This is a genomic window from Oceaniferula marina (assembly GCF_013391475.1).
In the GTDB taxonomy this organism is placed as follows: Bacteria; Verrucomicrobiota; Verrucomicrobiia; order Verrucomicrobiales; family Akkermansiaceae; genus Oceaniferula; species Oceaniferula marina.
This window is the reverse complement of record NZ_JACBAZ010000001.1, coordinates 744789-760671: the sequence shown is the minus strand read 5'-3', so window position 1 is coordinate 760671 and position 15883 is coordinate 744789. Positions and strand designations below refer to the sequence as shown.

The 15883-nt window shown below is 52.8% G+C and carries 13 protein-coding genes and 1 pseudogene; 8 read left to right on the top strand and 6 right to left on the bottom strand.

Annotated elements, in window-relative coordinates:
• Positions 1–40 precede the first annotated feature (40 nt).
• The 5 genes and pseudogenes from HW115_RS03035 to selD form a co-directional block, all read right to left on the bottom strand.
• Positions 41–1042 carry a beta-ketoacyl-ACP synthase III gene (locus HW115_RS03035; RefSeq protein WP_227021237.1) on the bottom strand — a complete coding sequence of 334 codons (1002 nt, stop codon included), beginning with the start codon at positions 1040–1042 and terminating at the stop codon, positions 41–43.
• Between the two features lie 141 nt (positions 1043–1183).
• Positions 1184–2206, bottom strand: coding sequence for a phosphate acyltransferase PlsX (plsX, locus tag HW115_RS03030; RefSeq protein WP_178931089.1), 1023 nt, complete (start codon positions 2204–2206; stop codon positions 1184–1186).
• Positions 2207–2372: 166 nt separating this feature from the next.
• Entirely contained in the window at positions 2373–2555 is a 183-nt protein-coding gene (rpmF, locus tag HW115_RS03025) for a 50S ribosomal protein L32 (protein ID WP_178931088.1), read from the bottom strand.
• 81 nt (positions 2556–2636) lie between these two features.
• Positions 2637–3149 (bottom strand): YceD family protein, encoded by a 513-nt coding sequence (locus tag HW115_RS03020; protein WP_178931087.1) that lies wholly within the window; start codon positions 3147–3149, stop codon positions 2637–2639.
• Between the two features lie 13 nt (positions 3150–3162).
• Positions 3163–4152: pseudogene (selD, locus tag HW115_RS03015) on the bottom strand (selenide, water dikinase SelD); the annotation flags it as partial.
• Positions 4153–4355: 203 nt separating this feature from the next.
• Between selD and HW115_RS03010 the strand changes: the two are divergent.
• Positions 4356–5222 (top strand): hypothetical protein, encoded by an 867-nt coding sequence (locus HW115_RS03010; protein ID WP_178931086.1) that lies wholly within the window; start codon positions 4356–4358, stop codon positions 5220–5222.
• Here the strand turns inward: HW115_RS03010 and HW115_RS03005 are convergent, their stop codons facing one another.
• On the bottom strand, positions 5223–5684 hold the full coding sequence (locus tag HW115_RS03005; protein WP_178931085.1) for a hypothetical protein: 462 nt from the start codon (positions 5682–5684) through the stop codon (positions 5223–5225).
• Positions 5685–5865: 181 nt separating this feature from the next.
• Here HW115_RS03005 and HW115_RS03000 point away from each other — a divergent pair, with 181 nt between their 5' ends.
• The 7 genes from HW115_RS03000 to HW115_RS02970 all read left to right on the top strand — a co-directional run bounded on the left by HW115_RS03000 (position 5866) and on the right by HW115_RS02970 (position 15828).
• Complete coding sequence (locus HW115_RS03000) at positions 5866–7290, top strand: MATE family efflux transporter (protein ID WP_178931084.1); 1425 nt, start codon at positions 5866–5868, stop codon at positions 7288–7290.
• Between the two features lie 176 nt (positions 7291–7466).
• Positions 7467–8333 (top strand): DapH/DapD/GlmU-related protein, encoded by an 867-nt coding sequence (locus tag HW115_RS02995; RefSeq protein WP_319609254.1) that lies wholly within the window; start codon positions 7467–7469, stop codon positions 8331–8333.
• A 120-nt stretch (positions 8334–8453) separates the two neighbouring features.
• The gene (locus tag HW115_RS02990; protein ID WP_178931082.1) at positions 8454–9110 is read left to right on the top strand and encodes a TetR/AcrR family transcriptional regulator; all 657 of its coding nucleotides are present in this window, start codon (positions 8454–8456) and stop codon (positions 9108–9110) included.
• Positions 9107–10510, top strand: a complete 1404-nt coding sequence (locus HW115_RS02985; RefSeq protein WP_178931081.1) for an efflux transporter outer membrane subunit — start codon at positions 9107–9109, stop codon at positions 10508–10510. The genes HW115_RS02990 and HW115_RS02985 overlap by 4 nt, the downstream gene beginning before the upstream one ends.
• Positions 10431–11723: an efflux RND transporter periplasmic adaptor subunit gene (locus HW115_RS02980; protein ID WP_227021236.1), complete on the top strand. Its 1293-nt coding sequence runs from the start codon at positions 10431–10433 to the stop codon at positions 11721–11723. The genes HW115_RS02985 and HW115_RS02980 overlap by 80 nt, the downstream gene beginning before the upstream one ends.
• 69 nt (positions 11724–11792) lie before the next feature.
• On the top strand, positions 11793–14999 hold the full coding sequence (locus HW115_RS02975; RefSeq protein WP_178931079.1) for an efflux RND transporter permease subunit: 3207 nt from the start codon (positions 11793–11795) through the stop codon (positions 14997–14999).
• 175 nt (positions 15000–15174) lie between these two features.
• Positions 15175–15828, top strand: coding sequence for a hypothetical protein (locus tag HW115_RS02970; protein ID WP_178931078.1), 654 nt, complete (start codon positions 15175–15177; stop codon positions 15826–15828).
• Positions 15829–15883: the final 55 nt, after the last annotated feature.

Genomic DNA, 15883 nt, shown 5'->3' with positions numbered 1-15883 from the left:
GGCCAGAGGCTTGTGGTTGCGGGTAATCGTTGCAGCGGGCTTACCACTCGATGGCAGTAGCTGCCCAGGTCAGGCCAGCACCAAAGACGACCAGCACGATGTTTTCACCGCGTTTGAAGCGTCCTTCACGGTGAGCTTCGTCCAATGCAATGGCAACTGCCGCTGCCGAGGTATTGCCATACTTGTCCAAGTTGACAAAAACTTTTTCTTTAGGCACCGACAGGCGTTTGGCGATGGCATCGATGATACGCAGGTTTGCCTGATGGGGGATGACCAGCGCGACGTCGTCAGCACTGAGTCCGGCCCGGTCGATCACTTTTTCGGCCGCCTTTTTCATGGCATTGACCGCCAGTTTAAAGACTTCCTGACCTTGCATCGACAAGGTGGCGAGTCGTTGCCCGGCATTGTCGGTGGTTGTCGGACAAGCAGAGCCACCACCGGCGATGTTAAGGATTTTGGTGTGGCGGCCGTCCGTGCCGGTTTCTGTGGCCAGAATTCGGCCTTCACCTTCTTTGGAGCGTCTCAGTACGGCGGCTCCGGCACCGTCACCGAAGAGCACACAGGTGTTGCGGTCTTCCCAATCGGTGAAGGATGAAAGTTTTTCGGCTCCGATGATCAGGGCGTTTTTGTAGGCCCCGTCCGAGATCAGGCGCTTGGCAACTTTCATGGCGTAGAGGAAGCCAGAACAAGCGGCGGAAATGTCAAAGGCGACGGCAGAAAGGGCCCCGAGGTTGGCTTGGACGTAACTTGCCGTTGCTGGGGTCAGCGTGTCCGGAGTGATGGTGGCGACAATGATCAGGTCGAGTTCTTCGCCGGCGATGTCAGCTTGCTCGAGAGCCTTTTTGGCGGCTTCGGTAGCGAGGTGGGAGGTGAATTCATCATCACGGGCGATGCGTCGCTCCTTGATGCCGGTACGGGAGGTGATCCATTCGTCCGAGGTTTCGACCATTTGTTCGAGCTCGGCGTTGGTCAGAACTCGTTCGGGCACATAACTGCCGGTTCCGGCGATGGTGACAGGGATGACAGAAGTGTAATCGCTCATAAAAATCAGAAAGTGACTAAATGCTGGCGAGACTCTAGACGAGTTTTTTCGGATGAACAGCGGAAATCAGTGCACAATGCTATTTTTGCAGACAGTAAGCCTTAGAGGTGTCCTCAAGGTCGCATTTGTTGACATGATAGATCATGGACGGTTGATTTCAAGAAGGGCTTCCTCGATGTGCGGGTTGACTTCCTGGCTGACGGATTCCACGGCTACGCGGATGGCATTCTGGATGGCGAGTGGGGAGGAGGATCCGTGGGCAATGATGCAGGTTCCTTTGACTCCCAGTAAGGGAGATCCTCCGACATACTCGTAGCTGCTCCGTTTTTTGACCGCTTTAAAGGCTCCTCGGGCGATGGCGGCCCCCATGATTCGGAACGGGCTGCGTTTGAATTCGAGTTTGAGCCACTTGGACATGGCTTTGGCCGTGGCTTCACAGCTTTTGAGCACGATGTTACCGGTGAATCCGTCGGTGAGAACTACGTCCAGTTTGGATGCAAAGAGATCGTGGCCTTCGACGTTACCTACAAAATTGAAGGGTGCTCTACCGGTGTTGTGCATGTGGTTGAGCAGGGCGAAGGTTTCTTTGGTGAACGTGGTTCCTTTTTCATCCTCTTCGCCATTGGACATCAGGCCGATGTTCGGCTTTTCCACTCCCAGCACTTGGCGGGCATAGACTGCGCCCATGATCGCGTAGGTGACGAGGTGGCTGGGTTTGGCTTCCGGGTTGGCACCGGCATCCAGTAGGTTGCAGATGCCGTATTCGTTCGGCATGGCCGTGGCGATGCCAGCCCGCTCAACTCCATTGAGGGTGCGCAGTTTGACCGTAGCTGCGGCGACGGCCGCGCCGGTATTACCAGCACTGACGACTGCCGCGGCATCTCCCGATTTTACCAAGTCGGTGGCGATGGAGATGGATGAATTTTTTTTGCGGCGCAAGGCTTTGGCACCGGACTCATGCATTTCCACGACATCAGGGGCGTGGATGATGGTGGCTCGGGAGTCGTCCAGTTTATACTTATCCATCTCGGACTGAAGAGCTGCACTGTCACCCACCAGGAATAGACGGGAAATTTCAGGATACAGTTTGAGGGCGTTGCGGGCACCTTTGATGGTAGCAAAGGGCGCATTGTCGCCACCCATGGCGTCGAGAGCAATATTCATACGTTTGGGAAGTATAGAAAGAAATGGAAATGAAACAAGCGGAATGCCGGGGCATTCCGCTTAGTCAAAGAGTGAAACCCGGCGTGCGCGAGCGGTTGGCAGGGTGTTTGTTTTACCCCGTACGAACTTCCCCAGGAGAAAGTTCGGACGCTTTCAAAAGATGAAATTAGAGGTCGTCCACTTCGAGGACCTGACGCTCACGGTATGTTCCGCAGTGAGGGCAGGCGATGTGGGAAGGAATGCGGCTTTCGCACTCAGGACAGGTCTTGAGCTTAGGGGTACGCCAGCGATTGGCGCCGCGACGCATTTTCTGCTTCATCTTGGAGGTTCTACGCTTAGGAACGGCCATGGTTTTAAGTTGTTAATTGGTTAATTGGTTGATCGGGTGATCGGGTGATCAGTTGACTGGTGAAGTGATGCGCCGATGCGGTTACAGGCTGCCATCATTTTCTTCTTTTTCATTTTGAAGCGCATCGAGGGCGGCCCATGGATCGGGTTCCTCCGAGGCGGGGGGGGTCTTTACATCATCTTCCGGGGGTTTGTCCACTGCTAAATAGCGGGAATCTAAAATACATTCTTTGGGTTCGTCCGCTTCGTCGCAGCGCGGGTAGTCGGGGAAGAGTAAAATCATTTCTTCCCGCAGCAGCTCGGCGAGGTCGATTTGTCCTGATCCAGCTTCGAGTGATAGGCATAAGTCGCTGGATTCCATGGTTTTGACGAAGGGTTCCAGCGTTCGGACGCAGGTGAAGCTGATCGGCACGGATGCGGCTCCTCTGGCGAGCACTTCCTTGTCAAATTGTTGCACGTAGAGATCGTAGAACAAGGGGCCTGTGGCCTTGGTGTCTTCGTGATCAAAGGTGAAAATCGAGGGGTCGAGTTCTCCAGAGAAGGTTTTTCCTTCTTCGGGCAGGGTTGCCAGGTCGATGAATAGGTGTTTTTTCATGTGATTCAGTTCTTTACGCCGTGCAGTAGACGGCAAACTCTTTTTGGGGAACGGTTTTGCCGATGATTACGGCGCATGGAGCCTTGCTTTCTTCGAGTAGTTCCATGACACCATTGAGGTTGTGGTCGGGAACACTGAGCAGAAGCCCTCCGGAAGTTTGGGCATCCGCATAGAGGATTTTCTGGCTATGGCTTACCCGATCGGAGAAGTGGGTTGCGGTTTCGGCGTGCTTTAAGTTTTTGAGCGACCCTCCCGGAACGCAGCCTTGTTCGATGAAGTCGGCGACTACCGGGTCAATGAACGGGAGGGCTGAGACGTCGAGTTCAGCTGAAACACCACTGCTTCGGCAGATTTCGATGAGGTGACCCGCCAGGCCGAAGCCGGTGATGTCGGTGCAGCAGTGGATGAGGTCTCGTTCGGCGAGCTCGGCTCCGGGTTTGTTGAGGGTTGCCATGAGTGTGCTGGCGCGGTTGGCCAGCTCGGGTGGGCAGAGACCACGTTTGATGGCAGTGGAGATAATGCCGCTGCCGAGGGGTTTGGTCAGGACGAGGTGTTCGCCAGGTTTGGCATGGGCATTGGCCAGATGGCGTTCAGGGTGGACGATGCCTGTGACGGCCAAGCCGTAAATGGGTTCGGGGTTGCGAATGGTGTGGCCTCCAGCCAGGCTGCATTCCGCTTCGACGCACATCTGGGCACCCCCACGGAAAATACTTTGGATCGTGTCATTGTCGACTAAATCAGAGGGCATACCGGCGATGGCCAAGGCGGTGACTGGTCGACCTCCCATGGCGTAGACATCGGAGAGGGCGTTGGCAGCCGCGATGCGACCATAGAGCTCCGGGTCATCTACAATGGGGGTAAAGAAATCGGTGGTTTGAACCAATGCGATGTCATCCGTCAGTTTGAAGACTCCGGCATCGTCCGCGGTGGCCGATCCAACGAGCAGGCGTGGGTCGTGGTATTGAGGCAGCTCATGCAGAACCTGCGTGAGGGTCTCGGGGTCAAGTTTGGCGGCTCATCCGGCTGCGGACGATAAGCATGTCAGGTTGCGAAGGTTTTGTGCACTCATAAAAGTGATCGGGAAGTGGGGTGAATGGATGGATCGCGGCGACTTTTGATTCTTCGGAGCCGGTTGGCGAGATATATTATAGGATTTTTTGCTTCTAGCCAGCTTGTTTCTATGCAGAGTCGTGGCTGTTCAAACATATGAGTGATTCTAATCTTCCCCAGGATACCTTGATTTGCAAACCTACCACATGGTTTTTGTGGCGGGTTCTCGCCATGTTGGTGATGTTTTCTGTTTTTGCCGTGTTGTTTCTCAAGGATGGGATATGGGGCTATCGAGACAAAAATTTGCATTTCTTTATGCATCATACCTTTGTTGAGGCAGGCAAAGCATTCCAAGCGAAGCAATCGGACGGGCTGCTGACTGAGGATTCCTGGAAGACCTACGCCGCATCTCAAACTTGCTTTTTTCCTGAAAATGGAGCGGAGATTTTACCTAAAGACGTCGACCTCGCGATGCCCTGGCCCGACGCCTTGGTTGATGGATATTCGTTGATGAAGGACAAGGGGGGACAGAATGGCGCCAATAAGCTGTGGGAAGATTACACAGCGGCACGAGGGTGGGACGCGGAGGCCGCCGAAGAGCCGATGCAGGCCAATAAAATCACCGAGCAGTTTGTCGCGGCGGCTGTGGCCTTTGCTTTAATTCTCGGCACCTTGTTCATTCTATTCCGGACGATGCGTCGGACGATTAAGGCTGATCATGATGCCCTTTATACTCAAGACGGGCGTAAAATCCTCTATAGTGACATGGTGCGGATCGATAAGCGGAAGTGGGATACCAAGGGGATCGCTCTGGTGTATTACTCGGATCAAGGAGAGGAGAAGAAAGCGAAAATCGATGGGATGGTTTATGGCCAATTCAAAGAGGAGGACGGAGCTCCCGCTGAAAAACTTTTCTCCCGAGTGATGGAGCATTTCAAAGGTGAGGTCTTGGAATACGTCGACGATGAAGACGATGAAGCGGAGGACCAGGAAGACCTCGTTGAAGCCGATAAGACTTCTTAGTTAGCTTTGTCTCGCAAGCAGAAGGATCGCTGAGAGGGCGATGGTAATGAGGTAGATGATCAGAATGATCAGGATCATGATGGCCATTTGCCTCCAAAACGCCCGCTGATCTGCAAGCGCTTGCTCCAGATCCTCGAGTTGGTGGCTGACATGGAGGTGGGTGATGGATTTTTCGTAGCGAGAGAGATAGTAGCAAGGGATGGCAAAAAGTAGGGCCAAGATGATAAAAAAGCCGGCGAGTAAAATGAGGTGCGAAAGTGGGGAGATATTCAGCATCCGATGGATGGTCAATGCTCCAATCAGAAGAAGAAAAACCGCTGCGACATACCCCGCAAGACTGCAGAAGCGGACCCATGGTCGGGTTCCATGAAGATGTTGAATAACCAGCAAGGGTACTTCTTGTGGTTGGGTGGCTGATGCAAGCGGGGGCGTGCTTGGCGGTTGGTAGGGATCGTTTGCCATGACAAAAGCATATTGTCTTGTTCTCGCTAGAGTTTGAAGAAAAAATCAGCAGATTTTGGCATTTCAATCTGATGAAAAATGACGATAGTTCGGCGCGTGGCGAGCGCTATAGTTGAGATGCGCTTGATAGGATTGGAGGATATTTCGAGTCATGGATTTGGATGATAGACAGGTAACTCAAGTGAGCGATTCTGCTTCTTCGGATGCGGAACCGATGGCTCTGGGTGGAAAGTTGGCAGGCTTGTCTTTGCCTCGTCAGGTGCTGGCCTTGGCCTTGTGGCCGTTTTTGCAGAACATGATGGGGGTTGGGGTCGGTTTCGCCGATATGATGATTGCGGGGAGAATGGCAGAGGGTGAATCCGCTGAAGCCATTATGGATATGATGGGGGCTGCGATGTATCTGATGTGGCTGCTGATGATCTTACAGGGGGCGATGGCGACCGGAGCGATGGCCTTGGTTTCCAGGTCGACCGGAGCCAAAGATATGAAATCCGCCAATCTGGCCTTGGGACAGTCGTTGATTCTTGGGATTGGTTCCGGGCTGTTCAGTGGTGTGATGATTTGGTTGGTGTTGCCATATATGGCGGACTTTTTTGGTTTGAGTGCCTTGGCCACCCGGCATGTGACGGACTATATGCGTGTGGCGGCTTTGTTGGCTCCGTTCAGCGGGGTGCTGTTTGTTGCTAGTTCCTGTTTGCGTGGCTACGGCGATACGATGAAGCCGTTTTTGGCGATGCTGATCGTGAACGTGGTGAATGTTGGTTTGAGCCTCTGGTTGGTCTATGGTCTGGGCTGGGGCGTCAAAGGCCTGGCGGCAGGTACGGTAGTGGGCTGGGCTGCAGGGGCCGCATTCATTCTTTGGTTTTTACGGCCCAAGCGGCGCTGGTCTCCGGAGGGACAAGCTCTCGATGATGGTGAACCCTTGGTGCTTCATATGCGGAACTTACGCTACGACATGCCGATGTTGCGCCGGGTTTGGCGCGTCAGCTGGCCGTCGATGATCGAGATCATCGGGATGTGGTCGGTTCACGCGGTGGGTATTTATTTCATAGGAAAGATGGCGGCAGGAACCATGGGTGCTCATGCCATGGTGGTGCGTTTGGAGTCGATGAGTTTTATGCCGGGCTTTGCGATTGGCATGGCTGCGAGCACGCTCACCGGGCAGTATTTGGGAGCGGGTGATCCGATGATGGCCAAAAAGGCGGTTCGCTTTTGTTGGTTGGTTGCCGTGGTGACCATGGGAGGAGCTGGTATTTTGATTTCTGTTTTTAATACGGAATTTTTGTCCTTGTTCGGTAACCCCGGTAGTTCCCAGCATTTAATCGCGGCTCCGGTGGTTCGCTTTGTCGGAATGTTTCAAGCGCTGAATGCCACAATGATGGTGATGAAGATGTCGATGCGTGGAGCGGGGGATACGCGAACGGTGACCGTGTATTCGTTTGCGTCGATGGGCGCTATCCGGGTCGGGCTGTTATGGGCTGCGATGACCTGGTTGGATATCGATTTGCTCGGTGTCTGGATGGTGATGATGGTCGATGTGCTTTGTCAGGCTCTTATTTTTGTCAGACTTCATTACAAAGGAGAGTGGCTGAAAACCGAGGTGTAGTCAGTTGGGGCCTTCTAAGGAACTTAGTTTGAATTAGTTCTTTTCACAAAACTTACGTGTGTTTACATTGTTACTGTAATTAACCATGTAAAAAAATGCAAGCGACCCTCCATGAGCCCATTAATACGAAAAGTTGTGTCCCTCTAACTCATTCCAGAATGCTGGGGGATTGTTTGGTGGCGAATCACCCCCTCAAGGAGTTGATTGCCACTGATTTGTTGCAGGCCGGCTTCGATTTGGTGCCGAATGATCAGGCGACACCGATGACCGTGCATTTGCCTTTGGACCATTGGATTTCGGTGAAGGCTTTATGTTTGTTAGCCCGTTCGGAGATCCCATCGTGCCTGAAGGATAAACGCGGTGATTTGGTTGCTTGGAAAGGGGGGGATACGCCAGATGCGTGCACTGGAAGCTTGGTGACTGAGGCTGCTTGTTTTCGCATTCGTTATCCGTGGGATTTTTTACAACTGAATGAAGAGGTGTTGGCGGTGGTGAATAATTCAGAGATTTACGGAGATGTTAGTCCCTTGGCTCAGATTGACGGCCATTTGCATCTGGGCGAGGGATCGGTCATTCTTCCCGGAGTTTATATCGAGGGGAATGTCATTATTGGCAGGAATTGCCGCATTGGGCCTAATGCGCATATCCGTGGCAATACGTCTATTGCCGATCACTGTGAAATCGGGAATGCCGTGGAGGTTAAAAATTCCGTGGTTTATGCTCATACCAAGATCAAACATTTGAGCTTTGTTTGTGATTCCGTGATCGGAGCGCATGTGAATCTTGGAGCCGGGGTGATCATTGGCAATGATCGGCACGATGGCACCAATCATCGCTCGAAAGTGAATGGATCTCTGGTGGATACCGGGAGAACCCGCTTTGGTTCGATCATTGGAGATGGCGCGAAGGTCGGGATGAATACCAGTATTTATCCCGGACGAAAAATTGGAGCTGGGCGCGTGATTCGTCCCAATACGATCATCGACAATGACCTGATGCCAAGCGGTGGCGCTGCCATGGCCAGAAACGGATATCAGATCTAATTGCTCCGTCGGTTTGAAAACCACTGGCATGTTTGCGCCGGACGCAAGCAGCGTGGTGAGGATTGTGTGCTTGGGATTTCACTTGACAAATTTAAGCAATTGCTTGAATCGTTTGCTTGAATGTCTGGTGAAGCAACATTGGAGGGCGGGCGAGGATCGACAAAGGACAGGATTGTCGAGGCGACTGAGCGATTGGTTGCTGAGTCTGGATTTGAGGGTGTCTCGTTGAGAGATATTACCAATGCGGCGGGGGTCAATGTGGCCGCTGTCAATTATCACTTTGGCAGTAAGGAAAAACTCTACGAGGAGATTCAGGGGCGATACATCAATCCGGTGAACCGTGAGCGACTGGAGCGTTTGGAGGCGGTTCTGGCCGAAGGGGGTGGGGTGAGGGAGATTTTGGAGGCGTTTATGCGTCCCTTTTTGTCGATGGTGACGCGTAGTCGGGTGAAGGAGAAGCTGTATTTCAAGTTGGTTGGGCGATGTGTGATGGATCAGAACATGGACATGTCCGATGAAATGCGGGAGGGATTTGAGCGGGTGGGGGAGGCATATATTCAAGCGCTGTCGGATGTCTTACCTGAAGTGGCGAGGGATGAGATGTGGTGGCGCTTGCATTTTTGTTCCGGGGTCGTGGATCAGACGCTGTTGTATGGGGGGATGCTCAAAGAATTTACACGGGGAGAGAGTGGTGACCCGGACATTGAAACCAGCTTGTCCAGGATTGTGGATTTTTGTTGTGCCGGACTGCTGTCGAAGAAAGGGGAAACCCGATGAAATGGTTTTACCGATCTGGTGTGCTGGCTTCGTTATGCTTGGTCGCTTGTTCTGTTGAGGCTCCGGACTCGTCGATGGGTGACGTATCTTCGATGGCCCCAGGGCAGTGGTCCGCAACCAAACAGGCCAAAGCTGGCGTGGATGAGCAGTGGGTGAAACGTTTTGGAGACCGTCGCTTGTCACAATTGGTGAATGAGTCTTTGGCAAACAACCAGGATATGCGGATTGCCTCAGAGCGTGTGTATCGGGCTGGGGAGGCTGCGAATATTGCCGGTGCAGCATCCCGGCCTATGGCCAGGGCCGTTGCGAATGCGGATAACCAGAAGTTGAATTTTGTTGGGTTTCCCTTTGGAGGCTCGGACGTGGTGGATACCTATGGCGTGAATTTGAATGTGGAGTGGGAGCCTGATATTTGGGGACGCGTTCGGACTGGTCAGTCGGCAGCTTTGGCCGAGTGGCAAGCCGGCGGGTCTGAATACCGGGCAGCGAGGGCATCATTGGCCGCTCAGGTATGCAAAGCGTGGTTTGCATTGGCTGAAGCTCGTGAACAAGTTACTTTGGCGAATGAGGCATTGGAAATTCGTAAAAAAACGGAGCTTGCCGTTCGTGAGCGCTTTGAGATGAGCATGCAGGCTGAAGGCGGATCGGCGTCTCAACTTCGCTTGGCTCAAACCGATGTAGCTACAGCCAAGGCCGATCTGTCATCACGTATGGGAACCTTGGAGTCTGCTCGCAGGCAGTTGGAGTTGTTGGCGGGGAGGTATCCTTCGGCTCGACTTGAAGGACGAGCGAAATTGCCTTCTGCTCCATCTTCACCACCTGCGGGATTGCCGTCCGAGCTCTTGCTTCGCAGACCGGATATCCTTGCCGCAGAACGGCGATATGCTTCCTCCATTAAGCGGGTGAAAGAGGCTCAGCTCGCGGCATTTCCCAGTTTCAAGTTAACCGGATCGGTTGGGAGTAGTACGGACGCTTTGAGTAATATTGTTAACAGCAACTACGGAGTCTGGTCCCTGGGGGCTTCGGCCACCCAGTGGTTGCTAACAGGTGGACAGGTTCGTTCTGAAATCAGATTGCGAAAATCCAATCAACGGGAGGCGTTGTCGAATTTACATCAGACGGTGCTGCGTGCCTTTGGTGAAGTGGAGCAAGCACTTGCGGCGGAACGATGGTTGATGCGGCGCGAGCAGGAGATTTACGAAGCATTGAAGTTGGCGAAAGAAGCGTCATCGGCGGCCGAGGACGATTACCGGGATGGTAATGGAGATGTTTTGACCTTGTTTGTTGCACAGTCCAGAAGGATTCAGTTGGATTCAACTTATGCCTCCTTACGCCGACTTCGGCTCACGAACCGGGTGGATTTACACCTTGCCCTCGGTGGTGGTTTTTCTCTCAGGTGAGCGGGTATGCATTGTCCTAAAACGAACTTTTGAAAACATGAATGTTGAAAAGAAAGAAGGAAAACCAAAGGGGCGGCAAATGGCAGTCATCAAACTGCTTTCGGTTGTCGGGATTTTAGTGGGAGGTTGGCTGGGTATGCTGTGGCTCCAGACGCACGGTCCGGTGGCGAGTAAAGAGGAAGTTGCAGGTGTGGTTCCAACGGTGCGGGTCGTGCAGGTTTCATTTAGAAATCAGCAATTGTATGTATCAACGCAGGGGCGGGTGGTTCCGCGGGTCCGCACACAGGCAGCCGCTGAAGTGATGGGTAGGGTGGTGCAGGTGGCTTCCAGCTTCAAAGCTGGAGGGACGTTTAAAAAGGGAGAAGTGATGTTGGAGATGGATGGTTCCGACTATGTTGCAGCGCTGGCGAGTGCAGAGTCGGCATTGGCCGATGCCAAATTAAGTCTGGAGAGAGAAGAGGCAAGGGCGGCGCAGGCGAGGAGGGATTGGGCCAAACTGGGGCGGGGGGAGGCCTCTGATTTGGTCTTGGGAAAACCTCAGATTGTGAGTGCCAAGGCAAGGGTCGCCGCTGCGGAAGCGGGCGTGGATAAGGCCGGGCGGGATGTGGAACGGACAAAATTGCGAGCACCTTATGACTGTCTGGTGGAAATGACCTACACTGACCTTGGTTCCTATGTGGCGCCAGGGGCCAGGCTCGCGGATGTTTATTCAACGGATGCTTTTGAGGTCAGGGTGCCGGTCACATTGGAGGAATTCGGGTTCCTTGATCAGGGGGATGCTGGGGTGGTAGGGGCCGAGGTGGAATTGCAGGCCAAAATCGGCGGACAACTTCGCTCATGGAGTGGCCGCATTGTTCGAAGTGAAGGTCAAGTGGATCGAAATACCATGACGATGAACCAAGTGGTTGCGGTTCTCCCCAGTCCGGGCGAGGCTCCTTTTGAGCTGCCTCCTTCGGGGTTGTTTGTGCAGGCTCGAATCAAGGGGCGAGTCATGCCCGGGGTTGCGGAGTTGCCACGATCTGCACTGACTCAGGATCACACCCTTCTCCTTTTAGACAAGGAGGAGAGGTTGAAGGTCGTGAACGTGGATGTGTCCCGGACGATGAAAACCACGGTACTTGTTAAAGCGGGGATTGAGGAAGGGGATCTGGTGATTGTCAGTCCTATTGAAACACCCGTGGTGGGTATGAAGCTTCAGAGGGTGTCACCATGATGCAGGCGAGTAGCTTCCAATATCACGAAGTTTGGGCGATCGAATATAAATCAGCGATAGAATACAAATATGAGACAAGCCATCCATTGGTTTAGTAAAAACCATGTGACTGCCAACTTCCTGATGGCCTTGCTGATCCTTGCGGGATTCGCGACGTGGTTCAAAATCAGGAAAGAGGTCTTCCCTAATATTTCCCTGGATGCGGTCATGATCCAGGTTCCCTTTCCCAATGCCACTCCCGAGGAAGTGGAAGACGGAATCTTGTTACCTATCGAAGATGCCATCGCTGATGTGGACGGCATCAAACGTGTGACTGCCTCGGCGATGCAGTCGATTGGTGCGGTCACTGTGGAGGTTGAAACCGGGTATGATGTCCGGGATGTGATGGATGATTTAAAAACCAAGGTGGATGCAATCTCGAACTTTCCGGTGAATGCAGAAAAGCCGGTGTTGGAGGAGGCCCGTTTGGATATGCAGGTGATGAGCATCGCGGTTTCTGCAGATGTTGATGAAAAAACGTTGCGGGAGATTGGGGAAACCGTGCGCGACGGGTTGCTCGATTATCAACCGGCGGACCCTCCGGCCGGAGTCGGAGGTTCGAAGGAAAAATTACTGCGGATGATCCGTGGGGTTCCCAGGATTACCAAGGTTACCTTGGCTGCCGTCCGCCCCTATGAAATTTCCATCGAGGTTTCAGAAAAAACCTTGCGAAGCCATAACCTGACCTTGGCCCAGGTGGCGGAAGCTGTTAGGCAAACCTCCCTCGATCTACCTAGTGGCTCGATCCGCACAAAGGCCGGAGAGGTGGTGATCCGGGCAAAGGGTAAACGGTACACATCCAAAGAGTTTGAGGATGTGGTGGTGACCACCCGGCCTGACGGGTCCCAGCTCTTGCTACGTGAGATTGCTACCATTGTCGACGGCTTCGAGGATGTGGATCTGAGCTCTCGTTTTGACGGCCGCCGGGCGGTTTTGATTAATGTGTTTCGAACCGGCGAGCAAGATACGTTGATGATGGCTGATGCGGTTCGTGACTATGTCGAACATGTGGCACCCTCCCAACTGCCTGAGGGGGTTCATCTTGAGCTATGGAACGATGCGAGTAAGATTTTGGAAGGGCGCTTGAGCCTCCTGATCCGGAATGGAACCACGGGCTTGATTTTGGTTTTTGTCGTGCTGGCTCTCTTTCTCCGGCCGAGTCTGGCTTTTTTGGTGGCTTTGGGCATTCCGGTGTCGTTTGCTGGAGGGCTTTGGATGATGCCGGAGCTGGATGTTTCGGTGAATATGATCACCCTGTTCGCCTTTATCCTGGTGCTTGGTATCGTTGTGGATGATGCGATTGTGGTCGGGGAAAATGTGTATAGTCGGATCCAAGCAGGGGAGCACCCCCGGGAGGCCAGTTGGCGCGGAACCCATGAAGTGGGGACTGTGGTGATTTTTGGAGTGCTGACCACGGTGGCGGCCTTCACTCCGATGCTGGGTATTAGTGGTGTGAGTGGTAAAATCTGGCCGAACATACCGCTGGTGGTGATCCCGACTTTGCTTTTTTCATTGGTCCAATCGAAACTTGTGCTGCCGGCACATTTGGCCTTGTTGCGGCCTCATGATCATAGCAAGGAGGTGAATATTTTGTTCCGGGTTCAGCGCCGGGTGGCGAAAGGGCTGGAGCAGTTTGTGGAAAAAGTCTATCAACCTGCGCTGCATCGTTGTCTCGAGCATCGGTATGCGGTTTGGTCGGTTTTTATCGCCTTGTTGCTTCTTGTTTCCGGATTGGTTGTCGGGAAGTGGGTTCCGTTTGAGTTTATGCCGAAGGTGGAGGGAGATGTGGTGACGGCAAAGTTTGAGTTGCCGGTGGGGGTTCCCTTTGAGTTGACCGAAGAGGAAATTCAAAAGATTGCCAAGGCCGCCGAGAAGGTAGGGCAGCGGCATAAGGATCACTTTGGAAACCCGATTGCGGTTCATATTTTAGCCAACGCTGGAAGTCAGCCGTTTCAGACGGGATTTGGTGGAGTGGCTACGCCCTTGGGTAGCCATCTTGGGGAAGTCACGGTTGAGTTGAGTCCCGCAGCGGATAGAGATTTATCAGCTGATGGATTTATCAATGAATGGCGCGAGGAGATCGGTAAAATTCCAGGCCTCGTGGAGTTGAGTTTCAAGCAGGAGACCTCGGCAGGGGGGAATGCAATCGATATTGAAATATCGGGTCGTAATTCGGAAACCTTGGAAGAGGCTGCCCGATATATCACGACCGAGCTCGCTGAGTATACGGGGGTAAAGGATATTTCCACCGATAGTCGGAGGGGGAAACGTGAGCTGGTTTACGATGAATTGACCCCGGCAGGTAAGGCGATGGGCTTCAGTTTGCAATCGGTCGCGGTGCAGATTCGGCATTCGTTCTACGGCGAGGAGGTTCAGCGGATTCAACGTGGTCGTGATGAGTTGAAGGTCATGGTTCGCTACCCCAAGAGTGAGAGGAGGTCCTTGGAGAATTTGGAAGATGTGCGCCTGCGAACGCTTGCTCTGGATGAAGTGCCTCTTGCCGAGGTTGCTTCGGCCCGTCCCGAACGTGGCCCCGCCACGATTCACCGGGTCGACCGGAAGCGGGCGATTAAAATAAGTGCAGATGTGGATCGAACCGTGGCGAATGCCAACGAGGTTGTGGGCCGCTTTAATGAGGAGGTGCTGGATGATTTGGCAACACGCTTTCCTGGTGTGAAATGGGACTACCTCGGGGAGCAGAAAGACCAGAGTGACAGCCTCTCTGAAATGGGGACCAAGTTTATTTTTGCTCTGTTGGGGATCTATGTTTTGATGGCGATTCCCTTAAAATCCTATATTCAGCCCGTGATTGTTATGTCGGTGATTCCCTTTGGTATGGTCGGTGCCGTGGCTGGACACATTTTCATGGGCATGGATCTCAGTATTATGTCGATGCTGGGAATCATTGCCTTGGCTGGGGTGGTGGTGAACGATAGTCTGGTGCTGGTCGAATATGTCAACCGGCACCGCGAAGATGAAAAGAGCTTGATTGTCGCAGTTCGCCGTGCCGGTGCGGCAAGATTCCGCCCGATTTTGTTGACCTCGTTAACTACCTTCGCTGGTCTGATGCCGATGTTGCTTGAGACGGACATGCAGGCTCGTTTTCTAATCCCGATGGCTGTATCCTTGGGGTTTGGTATCCTGTTTGCGACCACGATCACCTTGTTGCTGGTGCCTTCGGTTTATATGATGCTTGAGGATCTCAAATCCATCAGCTCAAAGAAGCGTGGTTCATAAATTCCTGGCTATCGGGTAGGTCCGTTCGAACAGGTGTTTAATCTCGGCTTGACCTTCTGTCTCAGATGGTTATCCTGTACGGGTGATTGGTTTTACGATCTCTCACCCCATGCAATGACACTTCCCCGTGTGATTGTTATCCCCTGTGATTTCTCCCCTGATTTTACCCCCTCCCATGAAAAACAAAACGTCTGTGAACCTGCAACAGGTTTATTTTTTCGATCTTCCTTTGTCTGATGTCTATGGCATTGCCTGTGCCGCAATGCGCCTGATTTACCATGGCTCAGCGGAAGGGGCATTTGGTATGGATACTAAAGAAGCCATTGACCTTGAGCATGTCGACGCTTTACAAATAGCACTCAAACATCGCACCGTAGATCCTTTGTCCGAGATCTATGACTACGATCTGGTTTATTACCGCAAGGAAATTGCCAATCGATTATGGAGTTCGAAGTTTCGCAAAGGTTGTCCCACGCTGAGGCGTCTTACCCGTAGGGTTCAATTTAGTGATAAGGCGACCATCAAGCCGAACCGCCTGAGGCATTTTTATATTAAGTCGAATCGACCTGTGCATGTGGCAAAGTATGGTAATGATGTTCCAACGGACCATTGTGTTCCGGAAGATTACATTCAATCATTTGGTGAGCAGTTTGAGGGGTATTTGATGCGATCTAAAATGGGTTTTCCCTTGGTGACCAGTTTGTTTGATGCCCAAGGTTTGAACCTGGCGGACCGGCGTGAAGTTTCCAAACTGCAAGCCTCCTCAAAACACTCTCCCCACGTTCTTGTTTACTCAGACCGTATTGCCCAAAGGCAAAAAGCCGGTTGAGTGAGTAATCGTTTTATTTCATTCGCTGACAGAACAATTCGTCCCCTAACTCTTC